Here is a 14,793-nt window from a genome sequence, read left to right on the forward strand (position 1 = left end):
GATGCGTGGTGATACACAAAAACTATTTGGCATAACACTCGCGCCAATGAATCAAAGACGGCTACAGAATTTCAAGAAAAACCGTCGTGGATATTGGTCTCTTTGGATCTTTCTTGTTCTTTTCGGTTTGAGCTTAATTGCAGAAGTGATTGCCAATGACAAACCCATCGTCGTCTTCTTTGATGACAATGCATATTTCCCAATTGTAGAAGCACTGCCAGAAACCCATTTTGGCGGGGAATTTGAAACAGAAACAGACTACCACGATCCTTATGTTCAAAGTTTGATTTCAGCAAAGGGCTGGATGATCTGGCCATTAATTCAATACAACTATAAAACAGTGGCTTACGATCTGCCCACGCCTGCGCCCTCCGCCCCTGATCTTGACCATTGGCTTGGCACGGATGATCAAGCACGAGATGTCGTTGCCCGCCTTATTTATGGTATGCGGATATCAATTATATTTGGCCTACTCTTAACCGTCATCAGTGCTGTTATCGGTGTGACAGCCGGGGCAATCCAAGGTTACTTTGGTGGTACGCTTGATCTTGTTGCCCAACGATTTATCGAAATTTGGAGTGGTCTGCCAACTCTCTATATCCTCATTATCGTCAGCTCTGTCCTCGTACCAAGTTTCTGGACACTTCTGGGAATCCTAATGCTCTTTAGTTGGGTCGGCTTTGTCGGTGTCGTCAGGGCAGAGTTCCTCAAGGTGCGGAACTATGATTACATCAGATCAGCAAAAGCACTGGGGGTTAGTGATAGAATGATCATGTACCGCCATATTCTCCCCAATGCGATTGTCGCAACACTCACCTTTCTGCCCTTTACCCTAACGGCAGCGATTACTGGCCTGACGTCACTCGACTTTCTTGGCTTAGGGCTTCCCGCGGGGTCTGCATCGCTAGGTGAACTCTTAGCACAAGGTAAAGCAAATCTTCAGGCACCCTGGTTGGGTTTAACAGCGTTTGTTTCCCTCGCCGTAATGCTCAGTCTGTTGGTTTTTATTGGCGAAGCGGTGCGTGATGCCTTTGATCCCAGAAAGCTTTTTAATGGAGATCGCTCATGAGTGTTCTCGTTGACCATTCTACCGAAGAAAAACAGGCCCTTTTAGACATCACCAGTCTTTCGGTTCAGTTTCACGGGGAAGACGAAACTGTCGATGCCGTCGCAGGTATCACATACAAGCTCATGGAGGGACAAACTGTTGCTCTAGTAGGAGAGTCTGGATCAGGAAAATCCGTCAGTGCGCTTTCCATTTTACAACTGCTCCCTTACCCCCAGGCACAGCATCCACAAGGCAGTTCCATAAAGTATAGGGGTAAGGAGATAATTGGCGCTGACGATGCCACCATGCGGGATATCCGGGGGAACAAGATTTCGATCATTTTTCAAGAACCCATGACATCGTTGAACCCGCTGCACACGATTGAAAAGCAAATTAACGAAGTTCTGTTTGTGCATAAGGGAATGGGCAAGATAGAAGCCAGGAAACGAACTCTGGAGCTTCTGAAACTAGTCGGCATTAAAGATCCGGCTGGACGTCTCAAGTCCTATCCACACGAGCTGTCTGGCGGACAGCGGCAACGTGTCATGATTGCCATGGCCCTTGCCAACGAACCGGATCTGTTAATCGCAGATGAACCGACAACAGCACTGGACGTTACTATTCAGGCACAAATCCTTGAGCTGTTAAAGGACCTACAAGAAAAGCTGGGCATGTCTATTCTGTTGATTACGCATGACCTTGGCATCGTCAGAAAGATGGCCGATCGCGTTTGCGTCATGACAAAGGGGCAGATTGTAGAACAAGGCCCAACAGAGAAAATCTTCTCAACCCCGGAGCACCCCTATACTCAAAAATTACTCGCAGCAGAACCCCGGGGGAAACCTGTCGAGAGCAATCTGGACGCGCCGGAAATAATGGCCTGTGAAGATATCAAGGTTCACTTTCCGGTTAAACGCGGAATATTCAGAAGAACCGTCAGCCACATCAAGGCCGTGGATGGCATCTCCCTTTCTCTGCAAGAAGGGCATACAATAGGCATTGTCGGCGAATCAGGTTCCGGCAAGACAACTCTGGGCCTCGCCCTGCTGCGTTTGATCTCAAGTAAAGGTGCAATCCGTTTTGACGGAAAGTCCATTGCCACGACCAAAGGATCACAACTGAGATCGCTGCGACAGGAAATGCAAATTGTCTTTCAGGACCCATACGGATCACTCAGCCCGCGCCTCTCAATCGGGCAGATTATAGAAGAAGGTCTGAAAGTCCATCGATTGGGTGGCAATGCCAAAGAGAGAGAAGCCCTGATCATCGAGGCTTTAAACGAAGTTGGCCTGAACCCGGAAAACCGTCACCGTTACCCCCATGAATTTTCAGGAGGGCAACGTCAAAGAATTGCCATCGCCCGTGCGATGGTCCTGAAGCCAAGGTTTCTGGTATTGGACGAACCGACATCGGCGCTTGATATGTCGGTTCAGGCACAGATTGTCGATTTGCTCCGTAACCTGCAAATCAAACACAACCTTACCTACCTTTTCATAAGCCATGATTTAAAAGTCGTTCGTACACTGGCAGATAATGTCATCGTCATGAAGGACGGCAAAGCAGTCGAAACAGGTACCGCCAAAGAAATCTTTGAAGCACCACAAACCGCCTACACTCAGGCGCTGATTAAAGCTGCGTTTGATCTGGAAGTTGTCAATCAAGACGCCATAAGCGCTTAAAAGCACTTTTTACACCGACAGGTCCTTAAGACTTTTCAGAAACTGATTTCTGATAATAAACCGCTGTGAAATAAAAAACTTTTGTTGCCGGATTGCCATCCCTTTCCCGCATCCCCTACACTGTCTATTCAACGACTGATTATTAGAGGCTTTTGATGGCACTGCTTTTTATTTCCGAAACAGACAGACTGGATTTATGGCGTAAACATCTGCTCGCTGAAATTCCAGACCTTGATATGCGTCTGTTACCGGAAATCGGAAATAAAGAAGACATCGAATATGCCCTCGTCTGGCGCCCGCCTGCCGGGTTACTCAAAACCCTTCCCAATCTGAAAGTCATTTTTTCGCTAGGGGCTGGCATTGATCACCTTGCTTCAGACACAGACTTGCCGGAAAACGTGCCCGTTGTACGGATGGTTGATTCGTCTTTAACGTCCGGGATGACAGAGTATGTTGTCATGACCGTTCTCAACCATCACAAAAGCATGCGACTGTATCGCGAACAACAAAACCGTAAAGAGTGGCTATTACATGAACCGCCTGTAACCTGGGATAGACGGGTCGGCATTATGGGTATGGGCGTCTTGGGGTCTGATGCCGCTGAGAAATTGAGCAATCTTGGCTTTGATGTCGCGGGTTGGAGCAGAACCCACCGGGAACGCCCCGGCATAAAGACCTATGCTGGCACAGATCAACTGGAAGATTTTCTGAAAACAACAGAAATTTTGGTCTGCCTGCTCCCCCTTACAGACGAGACAGAAGATATTCTCAATAAGGAACTATTTGCCATGCTGCCCAAAGACGCGAGCGTTATCAACGCGGCAAGAGGTGGGCATTTGGTCGAACAAGACTTAATCCAAGCATTGGATTCAGGCCACCTGTCTGAGGCGACACTTGATGTATTCAAATCAGAACCACTGGATCAAAACCACCCCTTTTGGAAACACCCCAAAATCACCATCACCCCCCATGCCGCCAGTACGACACACCCAAGTTCTAGTGCCCGGAATGTTGCCGATGGTATTCGGCGCTTTGAAAGCGGAGAAGATTTATTAAATGTTGTGGATATGAAGCGCGGCTATTAAACCTGACATAACTGCAGTGAATAAGGGGAAGTGCTAAGATTTCGTCTTCCAGCAACAAAGTAAGCTGCCTCTGAATTTTAAAAATCAGACTTCTTCGGCAAACTCTTCGACCATATCGCCAAACTCACGCAAATAAACAGACCCCTTGATGGTACGCTGTACAAGGATTGAGCGGCGATCATTTTCATCTGTTTTACGGCGAACAAAGTCGTATTTTCCCAATCGATCCAAAGCGCGCGTGACTGCAGGTTTTGACATGTTTAATTCTTCGGCCAACCCGCGAACTGTATGTGCCTGATCTTTGAGATACACGTGAAGCAATAACGTAAATTGGCGAGACGTCAGGTCCGGTAGCCCCTTTTGCAGAGCTGTGACCATTACGCCTCGCCATAATTCTAAAGCCTGTTTTGCTGGTATGTCCACGATCGTTCCTAAACGTTCCGCAATCGCAATGATTCTAGAACACAATCAGGATCAAACTCAAGACATTCCTTTAAATAGCTTTGAAAGACCGCCTTACCGAACGGTTACACAGGTCACCTTGCTCAAACTTGCAACTTTATGGGAAACAGATCCCAAAAGAAGCGATTCAAGATCACCATGTCCCCGGCTACCCATCACAATTGCATCAACTTTATTTTTGTCAGCAAATTCAACAATAGACCTTGCTGGCGGGCCAACCTTCACTTCGGTTTTGATGTTTTCAACGCCAACTTTTTTGGCGATTTCTTTAGCCTCGTTGAGAACTTCCTGACTAAAGGAATCAAGAACATATTGCGCGTCCTGACCAGATACGTGTTCAACCTCCATAAAGCGGCGTAGTCCTTCGTTCATTTTCACAGCTTTAGCAACGGTTAGGAAAATAAGCTCACCTTCAAACTTAAGGGCCAAGGCTGCTGCTTTTTCAACGGCACGCATACTGTGCTCGGAACCATCGACCGCACAAAGGATTTTATTGAACATTGTCATACTCCATTTGTAAGACAGTTATTAAAACCAAATTCAAAAGAACATTAGCACAAAATAAGAGAATTTTCCCAATCTCTATAAACAACCCTGAAATGCAAAAAAGCAATGCATCAAAAGAGGTTAGAAAATTGGAAAAGTAGTGTCTATTTTTCAACCATTTCTTTAACCATGGAATAAACCGCTCTCAAACCAAGAGCTTCGCCACCTTCAGGCTTACCCGGCGAAGATGAGTTGTTATAAGCCATGACGTCAAAGTGTGCCCAAGGAATATCTTTCTCGACAAATTCCTGTAAATACAAAGCCGCTGTAATAGCGCCAGCATACGGCCCACCAGATATATTATTCAGATCTGCAATCTTGCTATCCAGCATCTTGCGATAGGGCTGATGCAGCGGCATACGCCATACTTCATCACCAGTCTCGACAGAATGATGACGAAGCTTTTCAGCAACGTCATCATCATTACAGAACATAGCCGGTAAATCTGTACCCAAAGCAACACGCGCAGCACCAGTTAACGTCGCGAAATCAATAATCAGATCCGGTTTGGCCCGGCTTGCCTCGGCAAGAGCATCACACAAAACCAAACGCCCTTCTGCGTCGGTATTACCAATCTCAACGGTTAAACCTTTGCGGGTTTTTATGATATCCGATGGCCTGAAAGCATTGCCAGAAACCGAATTTTCAACGGCTGGAATCAGAACACGTAACTGACACGATAAATTGCTCTGCATTATCGCAGCAGCAATCCCCAAGACATGGGCAGCACCCCCCATGTCTTTTTTCATCAATAGCATACCAGCTGCTGATTTCAGATCGAGCCCCCCGGTATCAAAGCAAACGCCTTTACCCACCAGGGTGATTTTGGGACCAGTATCCCCCCATCTGAAATCAATTAATCGAGGGGCACGGACAGAAGCCTTACCGACCTCATAAATCGCTGGATAATTTGCTTCTAAGAGTTTTTCACCAACAATAACATTACAATCAGCTTCGTATTCACCAGCTAATTGCGAAGCCGCAGTTGCGAGCTCTTCTGGCCCCATGTCATTGCTCGGCGTGTTAATCAAATCCCGCGTAAGGTGAACACCACTTGCAAGAGCATAAACCTGTGTCTGATCGGCGCTTTTGGGCCAAACCAAAGACGCCGGGGTCTTGTTACTTTTTTTATAGCGCGTGAACTGGTAGGTACCAATAGCCCACCCCAAAGCAACCTGAGTTGCTGCATCTGCAGAGAGATCCTCTTCGAGATAATAAGCTCCCTCTGGCAGGTTTTGGCTTAGCCCCGCAGCAATCCAGATACCGGGAACATCCTGATCCCCAAGACCAACAACAACAGCTTTAACGCCGCCATCCTGATCCGGCAGAGCGCAGGTCGCACCCTCGCCAGCTTTAAAACCATTGGCTGTCATCCATGATGTGCCTTTGGCACCATCGTTGAGCTGTTTCTGAAATTGTGTTTTAGTAAAGAAAATTAATGGGATGGCCTGCTTTGGTGCAGAATCAATCAGTTGAAAACTCATATTTTACCTACAAATTACTGGATCACGAGCAACAAGACCGTTCTCGCATAGAAATGAATATCGTTGATATTACAGCCAGACAGATAGAGTGCACAGCCTTTTTTAGGAAAAAAACAATTTAAAGCTGTAACAAAATTATTGCCTGAAATTAACCAGCACAAACAAACTTAATCATGCCAATATCCCAGACAACACCATGACCAACAGTGAAACTAAGCACAGCCTTCATTCCTGACTGACCTGTTCATCATGATCAACCGAGTTAGTTTCTTTCGACGTTTCATCCGGAATCAAAGTCTGGTCTTCCTCGACAGAACCACTCGGATCTTCGTCAGGTTCCTCGTCGGTAAAAGTCTCTTCGACGTCAGGGATCATCCCAATTTCACGATAAAATCGTTCTGCCCCGGGATGTAGAGGTAAAATCAAACCATCCAAGGCCGTTTCCCGGGTGATAAAACGGCCAAGCGCATGCCCTTTGGCCAAATTAGCCGCAGTTGATTCATGCCATAATGCTTTCGTAATGCCATAAATTAATTCGTCGTCCAGATCTTCACGCACAAGAAATTGTGCCGGAACCATCAAGGCCAAGGTATCAGACGTATTTTTATAGGTGCCAACCCCGATCGTACCCCCCGAAAAGAATGGGTATATCTCTTCCAGAATCTCTACGTCTGTTTTACTGAGGGATAACAACCTTGCTTTGTGTCGGTCGGTTAAAACGGTAACCAATCTCGCGGGGGCACCTGCAATAATGAAAAAGGCATCAATTTCGCCACTGGTTATCGCTTCGTATGATTCACTATCGGACAAGGTGAACATATTTTCTTTGGGAACTCTGACACCCCGGGTTTCCAGCAACAATTGCGCAGCCGCATTTGTCCCGGAACCAGCTGGTCCAATAGAAATTTTTTTCTTCGCAAGGTCTTCGAGCGTACGGATACCGCTGTTGATTCCCACGACGAGATGCATTGCTTCGGGATAAAGGTTCGCAACACTTCGCAAATTGCCAATAGCCCCACGTGTCCGGAAAACATGTTCGCCGCGCAAAGCCCAGAAAACAACATCTGCTTGCGCAAAGCCCCCTTCAAGGGTGCCGTTAGAAATGCCAATGACATTAGAAACAGATCCTTGCGTCGAGACACTGACAGACAGAAGACCGTCAACGCCGCAACTACCACCTTTTTCGCATGCCCGGGATCCAACAGGTTTACTGATAGAACTGGCAATAATACCGCCCAGCGGAAAATAATTACCAATCGTCGCCCCGGTTCCTATTCGAAACACAGGCGTATCCTGAGCAAAACTGATGCTCGAGAACATTGATAAACATAGAGTGAAAGCGACAAAAACGAATTTTTGAAAGTTCTTTATAAAGGAACGATACTCTGAGGACGTCGAAAACAACCGACTGCCTTTCTCTTATAACAGATTAGTCGCTGGGAAGCTTTTCTTATCCTACGACATAACTAGTTAAAAGTTAATTATAACCTTGCGCAGTTAACGATTTTTTTGTTGCTCAAAAAAACTGATCCTCTGGCATCTGTTGATGAAATCAAATTCCGTCGAAAGCAAGGCTATTTCCCATACAGTTTTTTTTATTACCTGTAAGAAGAGAACAAACAATAATGACGGGGAATGGGTATAATTATGGCATTAATTGGCAAGTTATAAATAACGTTATCATCAGGCTGCCTGTTCGATCAGAACACCATCAGATAGTTCAACCTGACGCGTCGCGACCCTGTTCAGAAAATGATGGTTATGCGACACAATAATCATGGCTTGCGGAAGCTCTGTCAGAAGCGAGATCAAATGTTGTTTTGTATCCCGGTCCAAATCATTTGTTGGCTCATCAAGCAAAAGAACCTCGGGCTCCAACGCCATAACCGTTGCAAGGGCAACGAGACGTTTTTGCCCGCCAGATAGCTTATGCGTTATTCTATCGGCTAAATGTTCCAGCCTTAGTAGCTCCAACGTTCGCGCAACAATTTCGCCAACTTCCTTAGCTGACTTACCCAAATTCAAAGGGCCAAAAGCAAGATCTTCGGCAACGGTTGGGCAGAAAAGCTGGTCATCGGGATCTTGAAAAACCAATCCGGCACGCACCCGGACATCACGGAAATCTTTTTCTTGTCGACGCATAGCGCCAAATGCATGGATTTCACCACTGTTGGGCGTTTCCAAACCATTTATCAGACGCAAGAGGGTGCTTTTTCCAGCCCCGTTGCTACCTGTTAACGCGACACGATCACCGGCCTGCAAATCAAAGTCGATACCTTTGAGAACATCCAAACCATTTGCATAGGCAAAGTGTAAACCACGCAACGAAATCAGCGATGCCATCAAAAATACTCCACAGCGATCAGGCTTAAAATAACCACAGCCACGCAAACGGCAAAAACACGATCACGTTTTTCTATCTTCATATTATTGAGAACATGGAACCGTCCGTCGAACCCGCGGCACTTCATCGCTTCCATAATGCGATCAGATCTCTCAAGACTTCTAACCAACATCATGCCGATCAAATATCCGATTGACCGCAATGTATGGATATTCGTCCGCGGAACAAAACCACGGGCTTTCATTGCCATACGCATCGTTTTGTATTCTTTGTAGAACACATCAATATAACGCACGGTGAAAAGAAAAAGATGGACCAGCTTCGCCGGAACTCTAAGCCGGTAAAGTGCATGCCCCAAAACGGATGGTTCCATAATGCCCACCAATCCCATCAGGGAAAAGAGGATCGCGTTCGCCTTTAACCCAACCTCTGCAGCTCGGTATAGGCCCTCTTTACTGGCATCCCATCCCCAGACAGAAAAAAGAGTTTCACCCGCCATTGTAAAGGGCAACGTCAACATCAGAACAACAATGAATGAATCAACAACAATCACCTTGCGAATTGTTGTCCATAACGGCAAACGAGATGACAGGGAAAGCCCCAAGCCGATGCCAAGTGCAAGGGTAAGAGCCCCCAAATCATGCATTGCCGAAATAAGAAAAGCGAATAATACACAGGAAACAAGGCGAACGCGCGGGTCCAGACTCTTTAAAAACGCTTCAGATTTGCTCTGATCGTTCTTAACAGTCCAGGATTGCGAAACTTCGCCTAAAACCTGTGTCATATCACGCGCCCTTAGTTGTCTTGAAACGACCAAGAAGGAAAGATGCTATACCAAAGATCCCAAGGATATAGCCTATGCCCCCCAGGATATCCTGCATGCGACGTTCTTCTTTATATTGCGCCAGCTCTTTCCGCAAAGACCGAACCTCTTTTGAGGTTTTTGATAAAAGTTTCTCCAATGCAGCCTGATCCATTACCACAAGTTTTGTATCAGACAAGTTCGACGGAACAGCAGCATCCTTTTCAGAAGACGCTGCGTCTTGGTTCCCTGTGGCATCAGCAATACTTCCACCTATAAGGTCATCAGGCAATTCGTCTGCTGTTACAGTAAGCATCGCAATATGCCCAGCACTCAAATTCGCGCGGAAAATATGGTCAATTTTTTTTGTGGCCGTGAAAACAAAAAAACCTTCTTCGTCGGTTGTTGTTTCGCCCAACTTGTTACCTGCTGTGTCAAAGACTTCAACAAGAAGGTTTTTCGCCATATCCCCATTGGAAAATCCAATTTCACCTTCGATCAGATTTCCATCTGGATAAGCGGCCGAAATAACCTTGTGCGCCCAAGCATTGGAAGAAAGGCCAAATATTAAAAAAGATGCCAGCACAAGCGCTGCAAATCTTAATTTACCGTACAGCATTGATAAGCTCCGGTTTGACTTTTGTAATTAATTGAATAGTCGCTGCTGTCAAAATACCTTCCACAGCCATAACCGGGAAGTGTGCAACGATGACAAATTCGGCTGCCTTTACAAACTCATCTCCGGATAGGGCCAGCGAAATGGCAACCATAACAGAGGTAAAGAAAATAGATAGCGATCCGCCCAGAAACCCCCAAAAACCCGCAACAGACAGAGTCTTTCGACGGTAGAGGATGTACCCATAAATCATGACCAACGCAAAAAGCGCCAAGGAAATACTGTTCACGGATACACGCCAGGTTGCCCCTTCGACTTGGAAGGCTTCATAAAGAGAGACACCCGCCCAGATAGACAAAATGAAGAAAATGGCAAACAGTACATCAGCCACAAGTTTAGCAAGATTCTGTTGCTGAGCGGTAATTCCCCACCGACAGATAAAGAAGACCATCACAGCAGGGAAAGCGATGTTGACGGCATTCACTCCCAATACAGTCAATCCGCCAAAGCCAAAGAAAACCGCCTGAAGTAACAAAGCGACAACCAGCGCCGGAAAGGCCGCCCACCCTAGAATAATACCCAACAGCCCATTCAGGATAAGATGAACAGAAGAAAAACCAAGCGGTACGTGAATCAAAGAAACCACGAAAAAAACAGCGGACAAAACACCTACCCGGGGTAAATCTTCCGGTTCCAGCTTTTTCAGACTATAGGCCACACCGGCAGCGGCAATAATGCCACCACCGATGAGAACTGGATTAGATAAGGCACCATCAACGATGTGCATCGCTATTTATCCCTAATCAACATCCCGGGCCTGAACCCAGATAACAGCATCCTGTGAAAGTTCCTTGCCTTCGTGCTCTTTGTCTGGGCCAGAACCTAGGGCAGCAAAGCCCCAAAAACCTTCTTCGGGAATACCAAAGGTAAAGGTACCAGACGCATCCGCTAGAATTGCGTGTGCAGGAGTCGAAATCTGGCCTTCAGTTGCAAAACGATTATTTTCAGAATCAACCGGATAGTTGAGGTATTCAATTTCAATCTCAGCAAAAGGAACAGGTTTTCCCTCGGACAAAACCACACCCGAGAACGTACCACCCGCAATAACATTGTACGGTTTTGTCAGTGGACGAATTTCCGTTTTCAATCCCTGAGGCTCAGCCCAATCAGTTGGCAGATCACCGACATTTACATAAGACTTTGTAATCTGTTGGATAAAGATGTCTTCACTTGCTTCATAATAAGGTGCAGGATTGAGAACAAAAACATTATCCCCAAGACCACGCAATTTTACAGAAGCTTCATAGGCTTTTCCTGTATTTTCGCTACTGGTCCATTCGATAATATTCAAGCTATCCATCAGGTTTTTCTTTTTGCCTTTACGAACAACATAAAACTCTTCTGGGGCGGCCATTTCCATCACATGTCCTGATTCGGCTGGATGTGTGAAAGGCATTTTTAGTGTTATTTCCCCACCTTTCTCGAGCATTGTTTCAGGTGTAAAAACCAATTGAAAATGTGCTTGCGCACCAGATATAGAAGTTGCCAGTCCGCCAAAAGCGACACCACAAGCAACAGCTCCACTAAGAAGAACTTTTTTCATCGCGTTCAAAAATCCCCTATCTTCAAGCTACATATTGAAGACAACGTTCCTAAATTTAAGCTGATTGGATTGCGAGAGATAAGTCAGACATCTCGTCGAAGCATAAACAAACGTATTGATTATGCTTATTCCAGCAGCTTGGCTCAAAGGCACGCCACAAACGGATGTCCGTCACCAATGGTACTCCCCGCCCTTTGGTCCAGTGACATTATGCCGGCAGGTCTCCTGGCTCACGGATCGTTGCTCAATCACCAAACCTTCCCGGCATCCAACCCGTTGGTCATGCCAGTGGTCATAATTGGTAAGAACTCACCGTTCACAGTTGCGGGGGCAGCCACGGCTCAAGATCCCCTGATGGGTAGATCTCTCCGCGTTCCCTTTTAATCCCCGGACGACTTCATCCATGGGGAACCATGCATGGCGTGAGTTTATGCGTAGAAGGAAAATCCTGCAAGGCCAAGATGTCAAAATATTCAATAGGCTTAAGTGATTTACGTGGCAATTCTACGGGATATTTACTTGGCATTTAAAATCATCTGCCATACTTATAGGTATGCCCTGAATGAATTTGATACGAGTTACAATCATGCCCCCCTCAGATACCAAGTCGAAGAAGACACCCGGCGGTCAGAGTTGGCTTGACGCTGCTATGAAAATTTTATCAGAAGAAGGCTTTCAGACACTAAATATTCCGCGGTTATGCAGAAAGCTTCACCTAACCAAAGGCAGCTTTTACCACCACTTTAAAAGCTTTGAAGCCTTCAAAAAACAACTGCTTTCCTTTTGGGAAAAGGATTTTACTCAAGATATTTTTGATGAAATAAAGGGTGTCGAAGATCCCGAAGCTCAATACGAAATGCTTTTCAATCTCGCCTTTGAAAAAGATCTCGCCATAGATTTAGCCATACGGGCATGGGCACAAACGGATAATCAGGTAAAGGACGTTGTCACAAAAGTCGACGAAATACGCATTAGCTTGTTAACCGAAATGTATCAGAAATCATCCAACCTCCCCCTGGAAGCCGCACGTAATTACGCCGTAATTGATTACACAGGATACATCGGCTTTTACAGCCTTTTCCCTGATGCCCCCGACAGTTGGGCACGCGATTTAGCCTCGATTCAAACAAGAGCACTCCTTTCAGACAGCAAAGTGACTCGCGGCCAAATTTAATTCTCAGTTCACACACAATTCCATTGATCTGCTGGCCCGAAAAAGAGACACTTCGCCGGAATCGGTTTTTCGGATGAAAATTTGATCCGGAAATAATAGGGAACACGGAGAGATCTACCCATCAGGGGATCTTGAGCCGTGGCTGCCCCCGCAACTGTAAGCAACTTAAAGCTTGTTATAACCACTGGTATTTTTCAGAGATAATTCGCTCTGAATTTTTATATCGGGAAGGAACAATGCTCTTGCGTTGCAAGCCAGGAGACCTGCCGGTTTAACGTCACCTGTCTGATGAACGGGGTGTTCATTAGGGCGGTTTTCCGTCGAGTGGCGTGCCTGTCGATAGTGGCAAGGCGCGGTTCTAAACTGATTTCTCTAATCGGTATCTAAACTCGTCCTGCCATTGTCATAACTTTTTTAGACAAGGCGCGTACCATGTTTTTAAGATCCAAAGAAAAAAAACTCTCACATTCATTGAGCTTTCTTCTCTTAGCTATTTCCCTAACAGTACTTTCATCACAAAAGGCCATGGCTCATTTCATTGAGCTAATTCCCTCTATCCCCTTGATCACCAAAAGTGCGGAGAGCGATTTTTCATTCGACATTCGCTTTACCCATCCGATGGAAGGGGCCCCACTTATGGAAATGGAACGTCCAGATCAATTCGGCGTTCAAGTCGCAGGCAAGAAGTATGATTTAACAAAATCACTGCAAGCAACAAAGCTGGAAGGAAAATTCAACCCGGCGAACGCCACATCCTACACCGCAGATCACAAAATAAAGCGTGCTGGTGACTATAGCTTCTACCTCGTCCCCAAACCCTATTGGGAACCAGAAGAGCAAGCGATGATCATCCACTACACAAAAGTTTTGGTGAACGCCTATGGTCTGGAAAACGGATGGGACCAACCTGTCGGATTACCTGTTGAAATTATGCCCCTGAGCAGACCATACGGCCTGTGGGCCAACAATATTTTTTCCGGTCAGGTACTCAATAATGGGCAACCAGAGCCAAATGCGGTTATCGAGATCGAATATCGAGGTCAAGGAAAGGTCGATATTCCGGCGACCCCCTTTATCACGCAGGTTGTGCATGCCGACAAGAACGGCGTCTTTCACTATGCAATGCCAAAAGCAGGATGGTGGGGGTTCGCCGCCCTGTTAGATAACGGCAAAACCTTGCCCGCACCGGACGGCACAGATGCACAGGTTGAAGAAGGCGGGTTGATCTGGGTTCATACCCAAGACATGCCTTAATAGAACATCATGTTTTCATAAAGCCAGTCAAAAAGGCAGGCTTCCAAAACAACAAAGCGGCGGGCTCAGTTATTGAGTCCTCCGCTTATTCACAGGCACTTATGTGCACAGGTAACTTTATTACATAAAGCATTCACCAAAATCGGCCTAGCCAGATATAGTTTATCCAGACATATAGGCCATCATCTGTTTGTTTTCGTACTCCAGTTCCAACAACCGTTTACGTACCACATCACCAATAGAAATCATTCCACACAATTTGCCATCAGAGACAACCGGCATGTGGCGAAAACGACCATCAGTCATTTTTTGCATTACATCATGCACCCGTGCATCTGGCGCACAGCATACAGGATTGGCCGTCATAATCGTATCAACTTTCTCAGCAAAAAGCTCTTTGCCCTTTTGCCCGATTCCAACCACGACATCACGTTCAGAGACAATACCAATCGGGCAGTTATTATCATCAGCAACAACCAAAGCACCGATTTTAAACGAATTCAAAGTATCAATGACTTCCTGCACAGTATGCCCTGTTGTGATGGTATGAATTTCGCCCCCTTTATCAGCTAGAATATCCTTAACAGCTCCCCCAGAAGCTCCTCCCGAAACTCCTCCCGTCTGGGCTGAGCCAGAACCGCTATCACTTTGGCAAACAACGGCACTGAAATCACCGGAAAATAGCATTTATCATCC

The 14,793-nt window shown here is 46.2% G+C and carries 15 protein-coding genes and 2 riboswitches; of the genes, 5 read left to right on the forward strand and 10 right to left on the reverse strand.

The features are described from left to right. Position 1 precedes the first annotated feature (1 nt). The 3 genes from WH95_RS05565 (at position 2) to WH95_RS05575 (ending at position 3,812) form a co-directional block, all read left to right on the forward strand. Complete coding sequence (locus tag WH95_RS05565) at positions 2 to 1,069, forward strand: ABC transporter permease (RefSeq protein WP_046504101.1); 1,068 nt, start codon at positions 2 to 4, stop codon at positions 1,067 to 1,069. Next, positions 1,066 to 2,727: an ABC transporter ATP-binding protein gene (locus tag WH95_RS05570; protein WP_046504103.1), complete on the forward strand. Its 1,662-nt coding sequence runs from the start codon at positions 1,066 to 1,068 to the stop codon at positions 2,725 to 2,727. The genes WH95_RS05565 and WH95_RS05570 overlap by 4 nt, the downstream gene beginning before the upstream one ends. Before the next feature lie 155 nt (positions 2,728 to 2,882). Further along, positions 2,883 to 3,812, forward strand: a complete 930-nt coding sequence (locus WH95_RS05575) for a 2-hydroxyacid dehydrogenase (protein ID WP_046504106.1) — start codon at positions 2,883 to 2,885, stop codon at positions 3,810 to 3,812. An 84-nt stretch (positions 3,813 to 3,896) separates the two neighbouring features. Here the strand turns inward: WH95_RS05575 and WH95_RS05580 are convergent, their stop codons facing one another. From WH95_RS05580 to WH95_RS05620, 9 genes are all read right to left on the reverse strand, one after another. Next, complete coding sequence (locus tag WH95_RS05580; protein ID WP_113771985.1) at positions 3,897 to 4,235, reverse strand: MarR family winged helix-turn-helix transcriptional regulator; 339 nt, start codon at positions 4,233 to 4,235, stop codon at positions 3,897 to 3,899. A gap of 93 nt (positions 4,236 to 4,328) precedes the next feature. Then, positions 4,329 to 4,775: a universal stress protein gene (locus WH95_RS05585; protein WP_046504110.1), complete on the reverse strand. Its 447-nt coding sequence runs from the start codon at positions 4,773 to 4,775 to the stop codon at positions 4,329 to 4,331. A gap of 149 nt (positions 4,776 to 4,924) precedes the next feature. After that, positions 4,925 to 6,304, reverse strand: a complete 1,380-nt coding sequence (locus WH95_RS05590; RefSeq protein WP_052741822.1) for a leucyl aminopeptidase family protein — start codon at positions 6,302 to 6,304, stop codon at positions 4,925 to 4,927. Between the two features lie 225 nt (positions 6,305 to 6,529). Then, positions 6,530 to 7,708, reverse strand: a complete 1,179-nt coding sequence (locus WH95_RS05595; RefSeq protein WP_281174805.1) for a TAXI family TRAP transporter solute-binding subunit — start codon at positions 7,706 to 7,708, stop codon at positions 6,530 to 6,532. A 279-nt stretch (positions 7,709 to 7,987) separates the two neighbouring features. Beyond that, positions 7,988 to 8,647, reverse strand: coding sequence for an energy-coupling factor ABC transporter ATP-binding protein (locus tag WH95_RS05600; protein ID WP_046504113.1), 660 nt, complete (start codon positions 8,645 to 8,647; stop codon positions 7,988 to 7,990). Continuing rightward, on the reverse strand, positions 8,647 to 9,432 hold the full coding sequence (gene cbiQ / locus WH95_RS05605) for a cobalt ECF transporter T component CbiQ (RefSeq protein ID WP_046504115.1): 786 nt from the start codon (positions 9,430 to 9,432) through the stop codon (positions 8,647 to 8,649). The genes WH95_RS05600 and cbiQ overlap by 1 nt, the downstream gene beginning before the upstream one ends. A 1-nt stretch (position 9,433) precedes the next feature. Then, on the reverse strand, positions 9,434 to 10,069 hold the full coding sequence (locus WH95_RS05610) for a hypothetical protein (RefSeq protein ID WP_046504119.1): 636 nt from the start codon (positions 10,067 to 10,069) through the stop codon (positions 9,434 to 9,436). Continuing rightward, complete coding sequence (cbiM, locus tag WH95_RS05615) at positions 10,056 to 10,853, reverse strand: cobalt transporter CbiM (protein WP_046504122.1); 798 nt, start codon at positions 10,851 to 10,853, stop codon at positions 10,056 to 10,058. The genes WH95_RS05610 and cbiM overlap by 14 nt, the downstream gene beginning before the upstream one ends. A 12-nt stretch (positions 10,854 to 10,865) precedes the next feature. Next, complete coding sequence (locus WH95_RS05620; protein WP_046504125.1) at positions 10,866 to 11,669, reverse strand: DUF4198 domain-containing protein; 804 nt, start codon at positions 11,667 to 11,669, stop codon at positions 10,866 to 10,868. 198 nt (positions 11,670 to 11,867) lie between these two features. Next, a riboswitch (cobalamin riboswitch) is annotated at positions 11,868 to 12,101 on the reverse strand. A gap of 130 nt (positions 12,102 to 12,231) precedes the next feature. Here WH95_RS05620 and WH95_RS20450 point away from each other — a divergent pair. Both WH95_RS20450 and WH95_RS05630 read left to right on the forward strand, forming a co-directional pair. Further along, entirely contained in the window at positions 12,232 to 12,843 is a 612-nt protein-coding gene (locus tag WH95_RS20450; protein ID WP_052741824.1) for a TetR/AcrR family transcriptional regulator, read from the forward strand. 45 nt (positions 12,844 to 12,888) lie between these two features. Further along, positions 12,889 to 13,128: riboswitch (cobalamin riboswitch) on the forward strand. A 147-nt stretch (positions 13,129 to 13,275) separates the two neighbouring features. After that, a complete protein-coding gene (locus tag WH95_RS05630; protein ID WP_046504128.1) occupies positions 13,276 to 14,097 on the forward strand; it encodes a DUF4198 domain-containing protein in 822 nt (273 codons plus the stop codon). Positions 14,098 to 14,259: 162 nt separating this feature from the next. Here the strand turns inward: WH95_RS05630 and WH95_RS05635 are convergent, their stop codons facing one another. Further along, positions 14,260 to 14,784, reverse strand: a complete 525-nt coding sequence (locus WH95_RS05635) for a CBS domain-containing protein (RefSeq protein WP_082113998.1) — start codon at positions 14,782 to 14,784, stop codon at positions 14,260 to 14,262. Positions 14,785 to 14,793 lie beyond the last annotated feature (9 nt).

This window comes from Kiloniella litopenaei, from assembly GCF_000982415.1.
Classification (GTDB): domain Bacteria; phylum Pseudomonadota; class Alphaproteobacteria; order Kiloniellales; family Kiloniellaceae; genus Kiloniella; species Kiloniella litopenaei.